Origin of the sequence: Erwinia psychrophila (assembly GCF_039023475.1) — a bacterium.
In the GTDB taxonomy this organism is placed as follows: domain Bacteria; phylum Pseudomonadota; class Gammaproteobacteria; order Enterobacterales; family Enterobacteriaceae; genus Erwinia.
Map to the genome: position 1 here is coordinate 940,896 of NZ_JBCHVB010000001.1, position 19,142 is coordinate 960,037.

At 54.3% G+C, this 19,142-nt stretch carries 12 protein-coding genes and 1 pseudogene; 5 read left to right on the forward strand and 8 right to left on the reverse strand.

Features of this window, described 5'->3' with window-relative positions:
• Nucleotides 1-5: 5 nt before the first annotated feature.
• On the reverse strand, nt 6-1,913 hold the full coding sequence (locus tag AAH446_RS04390; RefSeq protein ID WP_342905476.1) for an ABC transporter ATP-binding protein: 1,908 nt from the start codon (nt 1,911-1,913) through the stop codon (nt 6-8).
• A gap of 5 nt (nt 1,914-1,918) precedes the next feature.
• Nucleotides 1,919-4,033, reverse strand: a complete 2,115-nt coding sequence (gene rlmKL / locus AAH446_RS04395; RefSeq protein WP_342905477.1) for a bifunctional 23S rRNA (guanine(2069)-N(7))-methyltransferase RlmK/23S rRNA (guanine(2445)-N(2))-methyltransferase RlmL — start codon at nt 4,031-4,033, stop codon at nt 1,919-1,921.
• 134 nt (nt 4,034-4,167) lie between these two features.
• On the opposite strand from rlmKL, the gene AAH446_RS04400 reads away from it, so the two are divergent.
• A complete protein-coding gene (locus AAH446_RS04400; RefSeq protein ID WP_342905478.1) occupies nt 4,168-5,283 on the forward strand; it encodes a YcbX family protein in 1,116 nt (371 codons plus the stop codon).
• A gap of 3 nt (nt 5,284-5,286) precedes the next feature.
• Here the strand turns inward: AAH446_RS04400 and AAH446_RS04405 are convergent, their stop codons facing one another.
• From AAH446_RS04405 to pepN, 3 genes are all read right to left on the reverse strand, one after another.
• A complete protein-coding gene (locus AAH446_RS04405) occupies nt 5,287-5,829 on the reverse strand; it encodes a cell division protein ZapC (RefSeq protein ID WP_342905479.1) in 543 nt (180 codons plus the stop codon).
• A 170-nt stretch (nt 5,830-5,999) separates the two neighbouring features.
• Complete coding sequence (gene pyrD, locus AAH446_RS04410) at nt 6,000-7,010, reverse strand: quinone-dependent dihydroorotate dehydrogenase (RefSeq protein ID WP_342905480.1); 1,011 nt, start codon at nt 7,008-7,010, stop codon at nt 6,000-6,002.
• A gap of 245 nt (nt 7,011-7,255) precedes the next feature.
• Entirely contained in the window at nt 7,256-9,871 is a 2,616-nt protein-coding gene (gene pepN / locus AAH446_RS04415) for an aminopeptidase N (RefSeq protein WP_342905481.1), read from the reverse strand.
• A 248-nt stretch (nt 9,872-10,119) separates the two neighbouring features.
• Between pepN and pncB the strand changes: the two genes are divergently transcribed.
• The 4 genes from pncB to AAH446_RS04435 all read left to right on the forward strand — a co-directional run bounded on the left by pncB (nt 10,120) and on the right by AAH446_RS04435 (nt 15,737).
• Complete coding sequence (gene pncB, locus AAH446_RS04420) at nt 10,120-11,340, forward strand: nicotinate phosphoribosyltransferase (RefSeq protein WP_342905482.1); 1,221 nt, start codon at nt 10,120-10,122, stop codon at nt 11,338-11,340.
• Nucleotides 11,341-11,517: 177 nt separating this feature from the next.
• A complete protein-coding gene (gene asnS / locus AAH446_RS04425) occupies nt 11,518-12,918 on the forward strand; it encodes an asparagine--tRNA ligase (protein WP_342905483.1) in 1,401 nt (466 codons plus the stop codon).
• A gap of 301 nt (nt 12,919-13,219) precedes the next feature.
• The gene (gene ompF, locus AAH446_RS04430; RefSeq protein ID WP_342905484.1) at nt 13,220-14,341 is read left to right on the forward strand and encodes a porin OmpF; all 1,122 of its coding nucleotides are present in this window, start codon (nt 13,220-13,222) and stop codon (nt 14,339-14,341) included.
• A gap of 208 nt (nt 14,342-14,549) precedes the next feature.
• Nucleotides 14,550-15,737 carry an amino acid aminotransferase gene (locus AAH446_RS04435; protein ID WP_342905485.1) on the forward strand — a complete coding sequence of 396 codons (1,188 nt, stop codon included), beginning with the start codon at nt 14,550-14,552 and terminating at the stop codon, nt 15,735-15,737.
• A 56-nt stretch (nt 15,738-15,793) separates the two neighbouring features.
• On the opposite strand, the gene AAH446_RS04440 is transcribed toward AAH446_RS04435, so the two are convergent.
• The 3 genes and pseudogenes from AAH446_RS04440 to ldtD all read right to left on the reverse strand — a co-directional run.
• Nucleotides 15,794-16,423 (reverse strand): MBL fold metallo-hydrolase, encoded by a 630-nt coding sequence (locus AAH446_RS04440; protein ID WP_342905486.1) that lies wholly within the window; start codon nt 16,421-16,423, stop codon nt 15,794-15,796.
• Between the two features lie 42 nt (nt 16,424-16,465).
• Nucleotides 16,466-17,017, reverse strand: a complete 552-nt coding sequence (locus AAH446_RS04445) for a YcbK family protein (RefSeq protein ID WP_342905487.1) — start codon at nt 17,015-17,017, stop codon at nt 16,466-16,468.
• 184 nt (nt 17,018-17,201) lie between these two features.
• Nucleotides 17,202-18,932 (reverse strand): annotated as a pseudogene (gene ldtD, locus AAH446_RS04450) (L,D-transpeptidase); the annotation flags it as partial.
• Between the last annotated feature and the right edge of the window lie 210 nt (nt 18,933-19,142).

A 19,142-nucleotide genomic window follows, 5' to 3' on the forward strand; every position in this document is an offset into this window, starting at 1 on the left:
ACTAATTAGTCATTTTTTAACGATTCGAGATATTCCCAACGCTCAAACGCGGCTTCCAGATCCTGCTCAGCCTGTGAAAGCGCATCCAGCACCGGTTGGGTCACCTCATGAGGCTGACTGAAGAAGTCGCCGTCGGCCACTTTTGCCTGGAGCGTTTCAAGATGACTTTCCAGCTGCTCCATTTTTTGCGGCAGCTGCTCCAGCTCCCGCTGCAAATTATAGCTCAGCTTGCTGGCAGACCGCCTGGCCGGTTCAGCTTTTGCGCTCTCCTGACGCGACGCGCTGCCCGCTTTTGCCGTACTGCGGGTTTGCTTCGATGCCGCCCGCTGAAGCTGGGCATCATGATAGCCGCCAACATAAGCGCCAATTTCGCCATTGCCTTCGAAAATCCAGCATTCCGTTACCGTGTTGTCCACGAACTGACGATCGTGGCTGACCAGCAGTACCGTACCCTGATAGCCATCGACCAGTTCTTCCAGCAGTTCCAGCGTTTCCACATCCAAATCGTTGGTAGGTTCATCGAGGATCAGCAGGTTGCTGGGCTTCAGGAACAGGCGCGCCAGCAGCAGGCGGTTACGCTCTCCGCCGGAGAGCGCGCGGACCGGCGTCATGGCGCGTTTTGGGTGGAACAGGAAGTCTTGCAGATAGCCCAGCACGTGCCGCGGTTTGCCGTTGACCAACACCTCCTGCTTGCCCTCCGCCAGGTTGTCCATCACTGTGCGATCGGGATCCAGCTCGGCGCGGTGCTGATCGAAGTAGGCCACTTCCAGTTTGGTGCCGATATGCACCCGCCCGCTGTCTGCCTTAAGCTGATCGAGCATCAGCTTGAGCAGCGTGGTTTTTCCGCAGCCGTTCGGGCCAATCAGAGCGATCTTGTCGCCGCGCTGTACCTGAGCGGAGAAATCGCTGACCAGCTGCTTTTCGCCAACGCGGTAGCTGACATTTTCCAGTTCGAAAACGATTTTGCCGGAGCGGCTCGCCTCCCCCACCTGCATATTGGCTTTGCCCATCACTTCACGACGCTCTGAACGTTCGTTACGTAAGGCCTTCAGCGCGCGGACTCGTCCTTCGTTACGGGTGCGTCGGGCTTTGATGCCCTGACGGATCCAGACCTCTTCCTGCGCCAGTTTGCGATCGAATTCGGCGTTCTGCATCTCCTCGACCCGCAGCGCTTCCTCTTTACCCACTAAGAACAGATCGTAATCGCCCGGCCAGGAAACCAGCTTGCCGCGATCGAGATCGACAATGCGGGTCGCCATATTGCGGATGAAGGAGCGGTCATGTGAGATAAAGATGATGCTGCCCTGGAAGGTTTTCAGGAACGTTTCCAGCCAGTCGATGGTCTCAATATCCAGGTGGTTCGTCGGCTCATCCAGCATCAGAACGCGTGGATTACTGACCAGCGCACGCCCCAGCGCGGCCTTACGCAGCCAGCCGCCGGAGAGCGACGACAGCGCCGCATCGCCGTCCAGGCCAATCTGCTTGAGCACGTCCTGAATACGCGTTTCCAGCTGCCAGAGGTTCTGGTGATCGAGAATACTTTGCAGACGCCCCATCTCATCAAGATTCTTTTCACTCGGATCGGTCATCACCAGATGAGAGATCGCGTGATAAGCCTTCAGGTACTCCGCCTGCTCGTTTACGCCTTCAGCAACGAAGTCATAAACCGATCCCTTTACATTACGCGGGGGATCCTGTTGCAGACGTGCAATGACCAGATCCTGCTCATAGATGATACGTCCATCATCAAGCGGCTGTTCACGGTTGATGATTTTCATCAGCGTCGATTTACCGGCGCCGTTGCGCCCGACCAGACAGACGCGCTCGTTTTCTTCAATATGAAGCTCAGTGTTATTCAACAGCGGCGCATCGCTGAATGACAGGTAAGCACCATGAATACTGATTAATGACATAAAACTTATTCCTTACCGGCGTGAGTAATCAGCCAGCAGTTGTGAATATGACGGTTACGGGCAAAATCCTGCGACTGGGTTTTGGCGGTAATTTCCTGCGCGACGAGCTTCAGGCCGGCAAGGCCTTCCAGATCCATTTTGAAACCGCGCTTGTTATTGGAGAACATGACGGTGCCGCCTTTACGCAGCAGTCGCTTAAGGTCCTTCATCAGCAGCAGATGATCGCGCTGTACGTCAAAGCTCTCCTCCATACGTTTTGAATTGGAGAACGTTGGCGGGTCAATAAAGATCAGATCGAACTGCTCGTCAGACTCGCGCAGCCAGCTCAGGCAGTCTGCCTGCATCAGGCGGTGCTGGCGACCGGTCAGGCCATTCAGGCGCAAATTGCGCTCAGCCCACTCCAGATAAGTCCGCGACATATCGACGGTGGTAGTGCTGCGTGCGCCGCCGAGGCCCGCATGGACGCTTGCCGTGCCGGTATAGGCAAACAGATTAAGGAAGTCTTTCCCTTTGCTCATCTGTCCCAGCATCTTACGCGCAATACGGTGATCGAGGAACAGGCCGGTATCGAGATAATCCGTCAGGTTCACCCACATCCGGGCGTTATATTCGGAGACCTCAAAGAAATCGCCTTTTTCGCCCATTTTTTCATACTGGCTTTTGCCTTTCTGACGTTCGCGGGTCTTCAGTACCAGCCGGTTGGCCGGTAGCTCCAGCACGCTCAGCGTGGCGGAAATAACGTCAAACAGCCGCTGACGGGCCTTCGCTGGCTCAATGGTTTTAGGCGGCGCATATTCCTGTACCACAACCCAGTCGCCGTAACGGTCAACCGCCACGTTGTAATCCGGCAGATCGGCATCATACAGACGGTAGCATTCAATCCCTTCCTGCCGTGCCCACTTCTCCAGCTTTTTAAGGTTCTTACGCAGGCGGTTAGCGTAGTCTTCCGCAATCTGAGCCACATTTGCCGCCGAGTTGGCCGCCAGCTGATAATTTTTCTGTACGCAGTCCAGCGGGCCGTTCTTCGCCTTAAACTGACGATCGGCGCGCAGCTGCAGGCAGCTCAGCAGCTCCGGTGAGGCACTGAACAGGGAAAGGTTCCAGCCGCCAAAGTGGCTTTTCATCAGACGCCCCAGCTGGCTGTGCAGCGCAATCAGTGCCGGTTCGCTTTCCAGGCGTTCGCCGTAAGGAGGGTTGCTCAGCACGGTGCCGGTCTCGCCTTCCGGCAGCGGATTCGTCAGCTTCAGCACATCCTGAACGGTAAAGCTGATAATTTCCGAGAGGCCAGCATGTCGCGCATTCGCACGCGCGCGCTCAATTACCCGTGAATCATTATCGTAGCCGTAAAAGCGGGCGCTATTCTCCTGCAGGCCGCGGCGCGCGCGCACCTGCGCTTCGCTGGAAACTTCCTTCCAGAGCTCATGATCGAATTTGCTCCAGCCGGTAAATCCCCAGCGGTTACGATGCAGGCCTGGCGCACGATCGCTGGCGATCATTGCCGCTTCGATCAGCAGCGTACCTGAACCACACATAGGATCGACCAGCGGCGTGCCCGCCTGCCAGCCAGAGCGCATGACAATCGCGGCGGCAAGGTTTTCCTTCAGCGGCGCCTGGCCGGTTTGCTGACGATAGCCACGCTGGTGCAGCCCTTCTCCGCTAAGATCGAGCGCAATACTGGCGGTTTCTTTATTCAGCCAGACGTTTACGCGGATATCAGGCTGCTCGCGATCCACGTCAGGACGCGGCAGATTCTTACGCGTGAAGCTGTCGACAATGGCATCTTTTACCTTCAGGGCGCCGTACTGGCTGTTACGGATCACCTCATTCAGGCCACTAAAATGGACGGCAAAGGTTTTATCACTGCCAAACATGGCCGGCCAGTCAATAGCCTGTACGCCCAGATAAAGATCCAGGTCGCTATAGACGCTGCACTCGGTCAGCGGTAACAGGATGCGTGAAGCCAGGCGGCTCCACATCAGGCTCTGGTACATCAGACGATCGTCGCCCTGATAATGCACGCCGCCCTGGACAATGTGGCACTCCTGCGCGCCCATCGCTTCCAGTTCAGTTTTCAACAGCTCTTCGAGCCCACGCGCCGTACTGGCAAACAGAGAATTCATAGCGTCACTTATCGTCTTCAGAAAATTGCTGCGCATTATAGCTAATCGCGGGCCTATGTCATAAAGTTAGCTTCTTTTCGACCGTCTCAATTGCGCTTTTTTTCTTTCCCGACCCTATTCTGCTGGAGAGCATCATGATCGGCCTGTCTCGTCTGTTTATTCACCCTGTGAAATCGATGCGGGGAACCCAGGTCTCACACGCGCAGGCGCTTGAAAGCGGACTCGCCTTTGACCGCGTTTTCATGATTACCGACCCTGATGGCACGTTTATTACCGCGCGCCAGTATCCTGAAATGGTGCTGTTTACGCCTGCGCTAACGCCCGACGGTCTTTTTCTTGCGGCACCGGACGGCAGCAGCGCCACTATCCGCCTTGCTGATTTTCAGCAGGACGCCTCGCCAACGGAAGTGTGGGGAAATCGCTTTACTTCGCAGATCGCACCGGCCGCAATCAATGAATGGCTGAGCGGCTTTTTCCCCCGCCCTGTTCAGCTCCGCTGGGTGGGGACAGAGATGACCCGCCGCGTGAAGCGCTTCGGACAAACCCCGCTGGGATTCGCTGATGGCTATCCCTTCCTGCTGATCAATGAAGCCTCGCTGCACGATCTGCGGCAGCGCTGTCCGGCAGGAACAAAATTAACGCAGTTTCGCCCTAATCTGGTGATCGATGGTGCGGCTCCCTGGGCAGAAGATAGTTGGGCCAGCGTACGTATTGGCGACATCATTTTTGACGTCCCTAAACCCTGTAGCCGCTGCGTACTGACTACCGTGAGTCCGCAATATGGCCGCAAGCATCCCTCTGGCGAACCTCTGGCTACGTTACAAAAATTCCGCAGCGCGACCGACGGCAGCGGTGATATCGACTTTGGACTGAATTTGATGGCCAGGAACAGCGGGATCCTTCGCGTTGGCGATGAACTAGAGGTTCTGGAAACGCAAAGCCCACGTCAGTATGGCGCTGCTGCCGTGACGGAAACGCTTGATGTACGCCGCGATGCCGAAGAGCGCGTTTCTGTTGCCTGGGAGGGTGAAGAGTTTAGCGGAAACAATCAGCAGGTGCTGCTGGAGCAGCTGGAGATGCAGGGGTACAAAATCCCCTATTCCTGCCGCGCGGGTATTTGTGGCAGCTGTAAGGTCAGGCTGATTTCCGGCGAGGTGCAGCCAATGAAGCAGGGCGCAGTACGCGATGACGGAACAATCCTCAGCTGTAGCTGTATTCCGGCGGGCGATCTCGTTCTGATGGCAAAATAGCGATCAGACGGCCGCTGCGAAGGAAAAGCGCTCTTCCCGGGCGAAAGGCTGAAGGCGGTCGTGCATGATTTTGATAGCATCCCCCAGCGCCATACTGCGTCCGGCGAGGCTCAGCTGAGGCTGCGCCAGCAGGCAAAGCGCGGCGTTTTCACCCGCTTCCACCACCAGCAGGCAGGCTGTTTCACCCGTTTCACACAGCGTTACGCTGACCAGCTCTCCGGCGGCGGGAGGATGGCCCGAAGGACGCGTTTCAAAATGCCAGCTTTTTGGCATCAGCGGTTTGAGAAAGCGGCTCGCAACCAGCGCATTCAGCACCAGTTCAGCCCGCTGATCGGCGTTCAGTTCGCAGCGACGGCAGCTCTCTTCAAAGCTGAAAAAGAGCGCGGCATCATCCACACAAAAGCCGGAAACGGTGAAGGCGTCCGGCGTCAGCATCTTGCGGGAGAAACGTGAGCGGAACAGCATCCCGTCAGCCAAATCAAGCATCATGCGGTCATATTCGGCGTCATAAAGCCAGCGCCAGCTGTCGTCGGGTTTAATCCTCATGATCTGTCCTGTTATCTGCAAGCCTGACTGCACGCTAATCCGCCATTCAGGCCAAATTTTACGGCGTTTCCCGGGAAATTATCCTGCTCAGGATAGTTTCCAAACAGGACAAAATATAAACGAGCCAGAGGCGAAAATAAAGCCCCTGGCATATTTATGTCGATACTGGCTCAGATATGGGTCACAATTTCTTTTATCAGCGGTGGCCCTTTATAAATAAAGCCGGAATATATTTGTACCAGCGAAGCACCTGCGGCTATTTTTTCCCGGGCGGAGACCAATGAGTCGATGCCGCCCACGCCTACGATCGGCAACCTGCCCTGGAGTTCGGCTGAGAGACGGCGAACGATCTCCGTACTGCGCGACTGCACGGGGCGACCACTTAATCCTCCCGCTTCTCCGGCATATTTAAGTCCACTGACAAGAGAACGATCAAGCGTCGTATTTGTGGCAATGACGCCATCAATTTTATGACGAACCAGACTATCGGCGATCTGTATCAGCTCTTCTTCAGAAAGATCGGGGGCAATTTTTACCGCCACGGGAACATATTTATGATGCAGCTGCTCGAGCGTCTGCTGTTTTTCCTTTATCGCCATCAGCAGATCATCAAGCGCTTCGCCATATTGCAGTGAGCGTAAACCAGGCGTATTAGGCGACGAAATATTCACCGCAATATAACCGGCATAAGGATAAATTTTTTCCATGCAGGTTAAATAATCATCTTTTCCCTGCTCTACCGGCGTGTCTTTATTTTTCCCAATATTAATACCCAGTATGCCGTCAAAATGTGAGCGCTTAACGTTTTCAACCAGGTTGTCCACGCCAAGATTATTAAATCCCATCCGGTTAATGATCCCTTCCGCTTCCAGTACGCGGAACATTCTGGGCTTATCATTACCAGGCTGGGGACGCGGCGTGACGGTGCCAACCTCCACGAAGCCAAACCCCATTGCGCCGAACGCATCAATGCATTCGCCATTTTTATCCAGACCGGCCGCCAGACCCAGCGGGTTTTTGAAGGTCAGCCCCATGCAGTTAACCGGCCTGAACGGCAGCGTCTGTCGTATCAGATGAATAAGCGGCGTACCGGAAATACGATGAAGCTGCTGTAGCGTAAGCTCATGCGCGCGCTCCGCATCGAGCTGGAAAAGCGCCTTTCGAACGAGGGGGTAATACATGAAGGCTCCTGAATGCCTGAAGGGATCGGGAATAACGTGGACAGAAAGGTAAAGTCCTTTTCCCAAAAAGTAAAAGGAATGACGTCAATTATCCCGCTTCATTGACTTCGATCCTGCTTTTCAGCCTGCTCTGAACGGTGGGCTGCCTGTGCTTTTAAGTGGCCGTTTTACCGCAGCGCATAAAAAAAGTGGGCTGAAATCGCCCACTTTTTGCCTTCACGCGTGGTTAAGCCCAGGCCTTAACGTCAGGCATTCAGCGCCTTGGTGATTTTCTCATAGAGATCGCCCGAGAGATTATCCAGCCCTTTCAGCTGCTCCAGCGCATCGCGCATCAGCGCCTGGCGGTTTGTATCGTAACGCTTGAGGCGGATCAGCGGTTCAATCAGCCTTGCCGCCACTTGTGGATTACGGGTATTGAGATCGGTCAGAATCTCCACTAAAAAGCGGTAGCCGCTGCCATCTTCTGCATGGAACGCGGAAGGATTAGCGGAGGCAAAAGCGCCGATCAGCGCACGGACGCGGTTCGGGTTGCTGAGGGTGAAGGAGCGGTGATTCATCAGCGCACGGATACGTTCCAGCACGTCGGCAGCCGGGCTGGTAGCCTGTAGCGCGAACCATTTGTCCATGACCAGACCATCCTGATGCCAGCGTTCGTCAAACGCTGCCATCAGCGCTTCCCGGCACGGCAGCTGCGCCGCTACCGCCGCAGACATGGCCGCCAGGGAGTCGGTCATATTATCTGCTTTAGCAAACTGCGCTTTCACCAGTTTGTCAGCCAGCGCCTCGTCGCCAAAGGCCAGGTAGCCGAGGCAGACATTTTTCAGGGCACGTTTGCCAATATCAGCATGTTCGATACGATATTCTTTGCACTGGTTTGCGTGATAAACCGCCAGCCATTCGTCGGCCAGTTCGGTTGCCAGCAAGCCGGTCAGCGCATGACGGACTTCAGCGATCGCCTGCGGATCGATCTGCTCAAAGAGTTCGGCAATTTCATTCTCGCCAGGCAGCGAGAGGATCAGCGCCATCAGGGCCGGATCGCTGTTCTCCTCCAGCAGCACGGCGCGGAACGCATCGGCAACGTGCAGCGGAACGGAGAGCGGTTGACCCTGCTGATAGCGGGCGATATTGAGTTTGATATGCGTTGCGAGCAGGCTTTGTGCCGCATCCCAGCGGGAGAAGTCGTTACGTGCGTGCCGCATCAGGAAGGTAAGCTGCGCATCGCTCCAGTTATAGTCCAGCTTCACCGGCGCGGAAAATTCACGCAGCAGAGAAGGGACCGGCTGGTAATAGACATTATCAAAGATGAAACTCTGGAACTCTTCAGTCACATTCAGCACGTTGTGAACAGGATGGCCGTTATGCTGTAAAGGAATGACGTTGCCTTCACCGTCATAAAGTTCGATATCCAGTGGGATATGCAGCGGACGCTTCTCTTTCTGATCGGCCGTTGGCGGCGTCATCTGCGTCACATGGAGCGTGTACTGCTCAAGTTCGGGATTATAATCATCACGAACGGAAAGCACAGGCGTGCCGGACTGGCTGTACCAGCGACGGAACTGGGAGAGATCGACGTTAGAGGCGTCTTCCATCGCCTGAACAAAGTCATCGCAGGTGGCCGCGCTGCCATCATGACGCTCAAAATAGAGCTGCATGCCTTTCTGGAAATTCTCTTCTCCCAGCAGCGTATGCAGCATGCGGATCACTTCAGAACCTTTCTCATACACCGTCAGAGTGTAGAAGTTGTTCATCTCAATGACCTGCTCAGGGCGGATAGGGTGCGCCATCGGGCTGGCATCTTCCGCGAACTGCGCGCCGCGCATAATGCGGACATTATCAATACGATTTACCGCTCGCGATCCGAGATCGGAGCTGAACTCCTGATCGCGGAACACGGTCAGGCCCTCTTTCAGGCTCAGCTGGAACCAGTCCCGGCAGGTAACGCGGTTACCGGTCCAGTTGTGGAAGTATTCATGCCCAATCACGGCTTCAATACCGAGATAGTCTTTGTCCGTGGCGGTTTCAGCCCGGGCTAAAACGTATTTAGAGTTAAACACGTTCAGACCTTTATTTTCCATCGCGCCCATATTAAAGAAATCGACGGCAACGATCATGAAGATATCAAGGTCATACTCCAGACCGAAACGCTCTTCATCCCACTTCATGCTGTTTTTCAGCGAGGTCATCGCCCAGTCGGCGCGATCGAGGTTACCGCGGTCGACAAAAATTTCCAGCGCCACGTCGCGGCCAGAGCGGGTAGTAAAGCTGTCGCGCAGCACATCAAAATCACCCGCGACCAGCGCAAAGAGATAGCAAGGTTTTGGAAAAGGATCTTCCCACTTCATCCAGTGGCGACCATCTTCCATCTGACCGCCATCAACCCGGTTACCGTTGGAGAGCAGATAAGGATAACGCGTCTGTTCAGCGATAATAGTGGTGGTAAAACGCGCCAGAACGTCAGGCCGATCGAGATACCAGGTAATATGGCGGAATCCTTCTGCCTCACACTGGGTACAGAGGGCTTCACCGGACTTATAGAGGCCTTCCAGCGCGGTGTTTTTATCAGGATGGATCTCGTTGACGATCTTCATCGTGAAGGTTTCAGGCAACTGCTCAATAATCAGAGCATCCTTTTCCAGCCGGTAGTGCTGCCAGGGCTGTTCGTCGATTTCCAGTGAAATCAGCGTCAGATCGCCGCCATCCAGACGGAGTACGGCATCCGCCGGGCCCAGACGTTTGACGCGGCTGATGGCGGTCACCTGCGTGGTGCTGGCATCCAGATTAAACGTCAGATCGATGTCGGTGATAGTGTAATCCGGCGCACGATAATCGTGGCGATTCTTGGCTTGTGGCAGTTGCGTCATAAGTCCTTCTCACGTCAGTAATTAGTTATCCGTTTCAAGTCTATTCCTGTTAGCGTTATGTTGCCACGTCGAATCGCACCGGGGCCGGGGAAAAGGCTAAAAAGCTACATTGCATTAACAAGCGCACAGATTGCCCTCGACCTGGCGCGCTGATGTATGCTGAGATCAAGTACAATCACACCGTATTCGAGTTATACTCCTGCGACTTTTTCTTTTATTTAACCAGGGATAACGCTCTTCGCCAGAGGATGCTGAAACGCACCATGACACGACATGCTACCCCGATACTGACCACGATGCTGGACACCGACGCCTATAAGCTTCATATGCAACAGGCGGTGTTTCATCGCTACCAGAAAGTCAATGTCGTAGCCGAGTTTCGCTGCCGGGGCGACGACCTGCTGGGCATCTATGCCGATGAGATAACGGCGCAGATCGCCATGATGCAGTCGCTGGCGCTGACGGACAACGAGGCGGACTATCTTGCCACCCTGCCCTTCTTCAAGGCTGACTATCTCACTTTCCTGCGTCAGTTCCGTTACGATCCGGCTCAGGTTGAGGTGCGCAATCATCAGGGAAAACTGGATATCCGCATCAGCGGACCCTGGCGTGAAGTGATCATGTGGGAAGTGCCGCTTCTCGCGCTGATCAGTGAAGTGGTTCATCGTCATCGTTCACCCCAAATTGGGTCCGGGATGGCCGTTGACCGGCTGCAAAGCAAGCTTGCTGACTTCAGCAAACTGACCGCCGATCTGGATATGTCACGCTTCAAGCTGATGGACTTCGGCACCCGCCGGCGCTTCTCGCGTGAAGTACAGAACGCCATTGTCACCACCCTGAAGCAGGATTTTCCCTGGCTTATCGGGTCAAGTAACTATGATATTGCCCGCCGCCTCAATATTGCGCCTGTCGGCACCCAGGCCCACGAATGGTTCCAGGCGCATCAGCAGATCAGCCCGGTGCTGGCAAACAGCCAGCGGGCAGCGCTTCAGGCCTGGCTGGAGGAGTATCCCGACAGTCTGGGGATAGCCCTGACCGACTGTATTACCATGGATGCCTTCCTGCGCGATTTCGGTCAGCATTTTGCCAGCAGCTATCAGGGGCTGCGCCATGACTCCGGCGATCCGGTTGAATGGGGAGAGAAAGCCATTGCCCATTACCAGACGCTCGGCATCGATCCGCAAACCAAAACCTTAGTCTTCTCTGACAATCTGGATCTGGATAAAGCGCTGGAGCTTTACCGTCATTTTGGTCAGAGAGCTAATGTCATTTTTGGGATCGGCACCCGCCTGACTTGTGATATTCCCGACGTTAAGCCGCTGAATATTGTTATTAAGCTGGTGGAGTGTAATGGCAAGCCGGTAGCGAAACTCTCCGACAGTCCGGGCAAAACCATCTGCCAGGATAAAGCCTTTGTCCGTGCGCTGCGTAAAGCCTTCGATCTGCCGCTGGTAAAAAAAGCCAGTTAGTCCCAGCTTTAAAAGAGAAGAGGCTAGCCCTCTTCTCTTCTTAACACGGCTCAATATCTGAATAAATCTCCCGCAGAACAACGAATTCTTCTTGTGTCTCGCCTGCCTGCAAGTAACATAGCACTACCCCGAATCCGGGGTAACATTTTCCATTCTGATTAATAGTGAGAGACTTTTATGAGCGTTGTGCCTGTAGCGGATGTACTGCACGGCCGTGTCGCGGTTGACAGTGAAGTTACCGTACGCGGCTGGGTTCGTACCCGAAGAGATTCAAAAGCCGGTATTTCTTTCATCGCCGTCTATGACGGTTCCTGCTTTAATCCCGTCCAGGCTGTCGTCAATAATTCTCTGAATAATTATCAGGATGAAGTGCTGCGCCTGACTACCGGCTGCTCGGTTGCTATTACCGGCAAGGTCGTGGAGTCGCCGGGTGAAGGCCAGAGCTTCGAAATTCAGGCCACCGCCGTTGAGGTAGTGGGCTGGGTTGACGATCCTGATACCTATCCTATGGCAGCCAAGCGTCACAGCATTGAATACCTCCGTGAAGTTGCTCACCTGCGTCCGCGCACGAACCTGATCGGTGCGGTCGCGCGCGTTCGTCATACGCTGGCACAGGCGCTGCATCGCTTCTTCGACGAACAGGGTTTCTTCTGGGTTTCCACACCGCTGATCACCGCATCAGACACCGAAGGCGCGGGCGAGATGTTCCGTGTCTCAACGCTGGATCTGGAAAACCTGCCGCGCACGCCGGAAGGTAAAATCAACTTTGATGAAGACTTCTTTGGCAAAGAGGCGTTTCTGACCGTTTCAGGTCAGCTGAACGGTGAGACGTACGCCAGCGCGATTTCTAAAATCTACACCTTTGGACCGACCTTCCGCGCCGAAAACTCCCATACCAGCCGTCACCTGGCGGAATTCTGGATGCTGGAGCCGGAAGTGGCCTTCGCCGATCTGGAAGATAATGCCGCCCTGGCGGAAGCGATGTTGAAATATGTGTTCAAAGCGGTGCTTGAAGAGCGCGCTGATGATATGGCCTTCTTTGCTGAACGCGTTGATAAAGATGCCGTCTCTCGTCTGGAACGTTTTGTGACGACGGATTTTGCCCAGGTGGACTACACCGATGCTATTGAGATCCTGAGCGCCTGCGGTGAAAAGTTCGAGAATGCGGTCTCCTGGGGTATCGATCTTTCTTCCGAACACGAGCGCTATCTGGCTGAGAAGCACTTCAAAGCCCCGGTCGTGGTAAAAAACTACCCGAAAGATATCAAGGCATTTTATATGCGCCTGAACGATGACGGTAAAACCGTTGCCGCCATGGACGTACTGGCGCCAGGCATCGGCGAAATTATCGGTGGATCGCAGCGTGAAGAGCGTCTGGATGTGCTGGATGCCCGCCTGGCTGAAATGGGGCTGAATAAAGAAGATTACTGGTGGTACCGCGATCTGCGCCGGTACGGCACCGTACCGCATTCCGGCTTTGGCTTAGGTTTTGAAAGGTTAATTGCCTACGTTACCGGCGTACAGAATGTCAGGGACGTTATCGCCTTCCCGCGGACGCCACGCAACGCCAGCTTCTGATTTATCGCATTAAATATAAGAAATTCATATATATATTAAAGGTCAGCTTAGCTGGCCTTTTTTTATTTTTGGAAATTATGAGGTATCTCACAAAGTTCCGTAATTTTTACATTTTGTAATACATATTTTCCTCCTGTAACCAGAATAAGAGATTAGTAGCATTTTCGGGCTAGATTAACGGCGCTACGAATGGAAAGATGCGTGCAGACACAGGAAGACACCAAACTCTCTTCAGGGTTCTGTAAAGAATTGTTGACGGCAGTGGCAGGTGTCCAAATAACTCCAATGAGGGTAATAAATAATGATGAAGCGCAACATTCTGGCACTGGTAATCCCAGCACTGTTAGCAGCTGGTGCAGCCAATGCAGCAGAAATTTATAATAAAGACGGCAACAAGCTGGACCTCTATGGTAAAGCCGTTGGTCTGCATTACTTCGCTGATAATGATGGTTACGCAACTGATGGCGACAAGTCATACGTGCGCTTTGGTTTCAAAGGTGAAACCCAGATTAACGATATGCTGACCGGTTACGGCCAGTGGGAATATAACGTTCAGGCTAACCACTCTGAAGGCGGAAATGACTATCAGGTTGGCAACAAAACCCGTCTGGGCTTTGCCGGTCTGAAATTCGGCGATGCCGGTTCTTTCGACTATGGTCGTAACTACGGTGTTGTTTATGATCCAATGAGCTGGACCGATATGCTGCCTGAGTTCGGCGGTGATGCTGCTTATTCAGATAACTTCTTTGTAGGTCGTGGTAACGGCTTCGCGACTTACCGTAACACCAACTTCTTTGGTCTGGTTGACGGTCTGGACTTCGCCGCACAGTACCAGGGTAAAAATGAAGACGGTGTTCAGGCAAACTCACGTAGCATCGACAAGGCAAATGGTGACGGCTACGCGATGTCCGCTACCTATACCCTGCCAGTTGGTATCGCTATCTCTGGTGCTTATGGCTCCAGCGACCGTACTAACGGCCAGGTGAACTCTTTCTTCGGTAACGGTGGAGACCGTGCTGAGCAGTGGGCGACCGCACTGAAATATGATGCCAACAATATCTATCTGGCAGCCATGTACAGCGAAACGCGTAACGCTACCTTCGTTGAAGATAATTCTGTAGGAAACCTGACTTCAGGTAGCGTCGGTTTTGCTAACAAAACTCAGCAGATTGAGCTGGTTGCACAGTACCAGTTCGACTTCGGTCTGCGTCCGTCCATCGCTTACGTGCAGTCTAAAGCGAAAGACATTGAGGGCGTGGGTGATGTTGACCTGACTAAATACTTTGAAGTGGGCGCAACCTACTACTTCAACAAAAACATGTCTACCTATGTTGACTACATCATCAACCAGATCGACGATGACAACCGTCTGGCTGTGAACTCTGGTGACACTGTAGCAGTTGGTCTGGTTTACCAGTTCTAATTGCCTGCCGGGGTGAGCCTTCACCCTCGCGCAATCCTGAAACGGGGCTTCGGCCCCGTTTTTGTTTTCAGCACTTCCCCTTCTCTTACTCCGTTGATCTTACCCCTGCTTTCACGCATTTTTTTAACGCAAACGGTTGGCAATTTGTGCGTCGTGGCGGTAACCTGAGGCTTCACTTCGCTTCAGATTACGCTAACGGACTTCGACTATGTTTGAACGCATTGCAGCAGCACCTGCCGACCCTATTCTTGGTTTAGCCGATCTTTTCCGCGCTGATGACCGCCCTCATAAGATTAATCTTGGCATCGGCGTCTATAAAGATGAAACCGGTCAGACGCCGGTGCTGACCAGCGTTAAAAAGGCTGAGCAGTATCTGCTGGAAAACGAAACGACCAAGAATTACCTGAGCATTGATGGTCTTGCGGACTTTGGCAAATGCACCCAGGCGCTGCTTTTTGGTCAGAATAATGCGATTAACGGTACGCGGGCGCGCACGGCCCAGACGCCTGGCGGCACGGGCGCACTGCGCGTTGCTGCCGACTTCATTGCCACCCAGACCAGCGCAAAACGCGTCTGGGTCAGCAATCCAAGCTGGCCAAACCATAAAAACGTCTTTGAGTCTGCTGGTCTGGAAGTGTGTGAATATCACTATTACGACGCGGCCAGCCATTCGCTGGACTTTGACGGCATGGTGAAGTCACTGGGTGAGGCTCAGGCAGGCGATATCGTGTTGTTCCACGGCTGCTGCCATAACCCAACCGGCGTTGACCCTTCTGCTGAGCAGTGGGCCGAACTTGCCAGGCTTTCACTGGCCAGCGGCTGGCTGCCGCTGTTTGATTTCGCCTATCAGGGCTTTGCCCGTGGGCTGGAAGAGGATGCTGAAGGACTGCGTATTTTTGCAGCAGCACATCAGGAACTGCTGGTGGCCAGCTCCTATTCAAAAAACTTCGGCCTGTATAATGAGCGCGTCGGGGCGCTGACTCTGGTCGCCGCTGACGCCAGCATTGCCGATAAGGCTTTCAGTCAGATTAAATACACCATCCGCGCCAACTACTCCAACCCACCCGCACACGGTGCGGCAGTAGTAGCCACTATTCTTGGTAACAGCGCACTGCGCGGCATCTGGGAGCAGGAGCTGACAGATATGCGTCAGCGTATTCAGCGTATGCGCCAGCTGTTCGTTAACACGCTGCAGGAAAAAGGCGCAAAAGGTGATTTCAGCTTCATCATTAATCAGAACGGTATGTTCTCATTCAGCGGCCTGACCAAAGATCAGGTGGTGCGTCTGCGTGAAGAGTTCGGCGTCTACGCCGTCAACTCGGGGCGCGTCAACGTCGCGGGAATGACACCGGACAATATGTCGCCGCTGTGCGAAGCTATTGTGGCCGTTCTGTAACGGTCATTCTGATAAAAAAAGCCTGCATACGCAGGCTTTTTTGTGGGTGCATCCGGTTACTGAAGAAAAGGATTGGAGATGCGTTCGCGACCCAGCGTGGAGGCAGGCCCATGTCCCGGCAGGAAAGCAACGTCATCGCCCAGCGGCAGTAATTTATGCTTAATCGCGTGGATCAAATCGCTGTGGCTGCCCTGAGGGAAATCGGTACGCCCCACTCCGCCGCTAAAAATAACGTCACCGGAAACCAGTAGCCGGTCAGCGCGACTGAAGAAGACGATATGTCCTGGCGTGTGGCCTGGGCAGAGCAGGATTTCGAACAGAATCTTGCCGACCTGGACGGTATCTCCTTCATTCAGCCAGCGATCCGGCGTAAGCGGCGCGCATTCCGCAAGTCCAAACATCCGGCTTTGTTCTGGCAGTCCTTCAAGCCAGAACGCATCGGCCTTGTGCGGTCCCACCACCGGCACAGCGTAAAACGCCGCCAGCTCAGCCGCCGCGCCTGCATGATCAAGGTGTCCGTGAGTCAGCAGGATCTGCGTTACCGTCACCGCCTTTTCGGCCACCTGCGCTTTGATTTTTTCCGCATCGCCACCGGGATCGACAATCGCGGCCTGCCCGGTTGCCGGGCACCAGATCAGGGAACAATTCTGGGCAAACGCCGTCACCGGTATAACTTGATATTCCATAACGCTCCGTTACCGGCTCGCTCTACGCTCACCGGGATTTCACTATGCCCAGCTGCGGACCGGGCCGGTATCTATGTGCACAAAGTTGCTGCGTGGATAGTATCCCACGCCGCCCGCCCGCAGCGAAAGGGCCGCTTTGCGTACATGACTCAAGGAGATACCTTCAATGTGAAAATCCATCGCCTGGCCCAGCGTATGGTAGCTGTGTTTGGCTACGCCGCTGCTGCGGGAACGAAGCGCGTTATTAGTGGCGAGGCAGCGGTAACCAGAAATAAGCTGAACGGGTTTGTGCGTCTCTAACATCGCCTGAAGACGGAAAAGCTGATCGAACAGATGAGGATCGATACTGGTGATCTTATTTGCCCGGTAATCACGGAAAAAATGGTTCAGACGCGACAGTTCAGCTTTGTCATACCGCTTGCCATCAAAGAACTCGGTTTTAAGCTTTTCACCGGTATGCAGGTTATTGAGCGTTAATACCCGGGGACGGGAGGTGGAACGTGAAGCGAAAGCCTGGCCTGGAAGGAGCGTGAGGCCGAGAGCAGCGCCACCCAGGGTAAGCAGCTTACGGCGGTGAGAATCGAAATTATCCATTAATCTGAGTTACCTGACGAAATGTTCATAAATGTACAAAAAAAATACTGTTGCGAACCTTAACCAGGTAAATATGCTGAGTCAACCCACCAGAAAGCGCGGGCGGGCGAAAAAATTAACCTGCCCGGCATTGGGGATTATCCGGGCAGGCTGTTTCACCAGGGAAAGGCAGATTAATCAATTGTTAGAGAAGCAACTTTCCTGCTTCAGTCAGAACCTGAGCGCCGGAACGGGCGGTGGCATCGTAATTGTAAATATCTGTACGATACTGCGGCTGACCGTCATCAGCGACCCAGGCGGTCAGATAATAAAGGTTAACGGGGATGCGGTGGCGGACCGGCACGTAACGGGTATTACCCTCTTTAAGCGTGCCGGAGATACGCGTGTCGTTCCATCCCGCATCCTGCAACAGCAGATTCGCCAGATCGGACGCTTTGTTGACGCGAACGCAGCCGGAGCTCAGCGCGCGAATGTCCTTCTGGAACAGATTATGGTTAGGGGTATCGTGAAGGTAGATGGCATCCGAACTGGGCATATTGAATTTGTAACGTCCCAGCGAGTTACCTGCTCCCGGCGCCTGCCGGATACGATAAGGAAAGGAGGCCGCCGAAACCATGCTCCAGTCAATCATGCTGGGGTCGATCACCTCGGCATCATTGCTCCAGCCGGACAAGAGCGTGTAGTTATGCTTGTAGAGATAGGTTGGATCCTGTTTCACCTTAGGCACAATATCCTTACGTACCAGGGTGGTTGGCACATTCCATGGCGGATTCAGAACCACATTATTAAGGGCGCTGCGCATCAGTGGCGTTTTCCGATCTGGCCGTCCCACAATCACCCGGGAGGAAAGGATCCGATCGCCGTTAAGGTAATAAATCAGCGAATAGTTGGGAATATTTACCATGATGCCGTTGTGCATATCATCCGGTAACAGGCGCAGCCGCTGAATATTTAACGCCAGCAACGCAGCGCGCAGCTGTGGCGAAACGTTAAGCCATTCCCGCGTGCGGGGGCCTATCGCGCCATCCGTTTCCAGCCCCTGCCAGTGCTGAAAGCGCTTCACGGCCTCAACCAGATCGGCAGAGTAGATAAGGGTTGGGTTAGCAGGCGCGGCGGTCACTTCTACGTTGCCGGCAATATCTGGCGTACTGGCCTCCGTACTGTCAGGCAGCGATGTCGCAGAAGGGCTGATGACAACAGCATCATTGTCCCTGGTAACAGGCAGACTGTTTCCTGCTATCACATCCTCATCAGGCGTGGGGGACGGCGTCTCCTGCGTCATCATCCCGGTGCGCTGAAGGATTTCTCTGAGAGCCGGAACGTCATCGCTCAGCTGGCCCGGACGCAGCGTCTGTTTATCAGTCAGCTGAGGCCATGGCTGCGTATCCGATAGCAGCCCCTTAAGCGCTTCGTGCATGCGGCTGTACTGCGGATGACGCGGTGCCAGCGAGGTGATAAAGGTGCTGGCGGCGCCCTGCTGAAGCGCGTTTTGCCACTGATTGATCACCGACATGGCGGGCAGTTCCAGCTTATAAGGCACGTTGCTGTAGAGCCAGGTTTCCCCTTTCGCAGGAACGGTTGAGACAAACTGCAGGTAACCAAGCATGGCGTCGGACAGCACGACATCACGCGCCAGTCCGGTCACGGCCGGATCGGTCAGCAGCCTGACCCACTGCGTAAACTGAGGCTGAACGCCGGAGATAGCCACTTCCGCCAGCTGCTGCTGAAACTGCTGCACCGCTGTCCGGTCCTGCCACATGGGCTGCATGTCGCGTGTCGCATAGAGCGAAGCCAGCGCAGTAAGATAATGGGGACGGTAGCCGTTGGGGAAAGCGGCTAGCAGCTGTGACTGTACCTGTTGAATCGTGGGCTTTACCGCCACTGGCGCTGAAACAGGAGGAATACCCGCCGCGGCCGGCACCGCCTGCCCAAGGGTCATGGCCAGAAAGCAGCCCGGAAGGATAATTTTTGCGAATTTCGAATTTGTCAGCAACATCCCTTGCCTCCTGTAAGTGACTGAACAGACGAAAGCCATCTGCCGACGGTCATTGTTATAAGTATAGAAAAGAAAACGGCATTAGCCTGTAAAGCAGCCAATGCCGTTGCGTAGAGTAATCCGCCACCG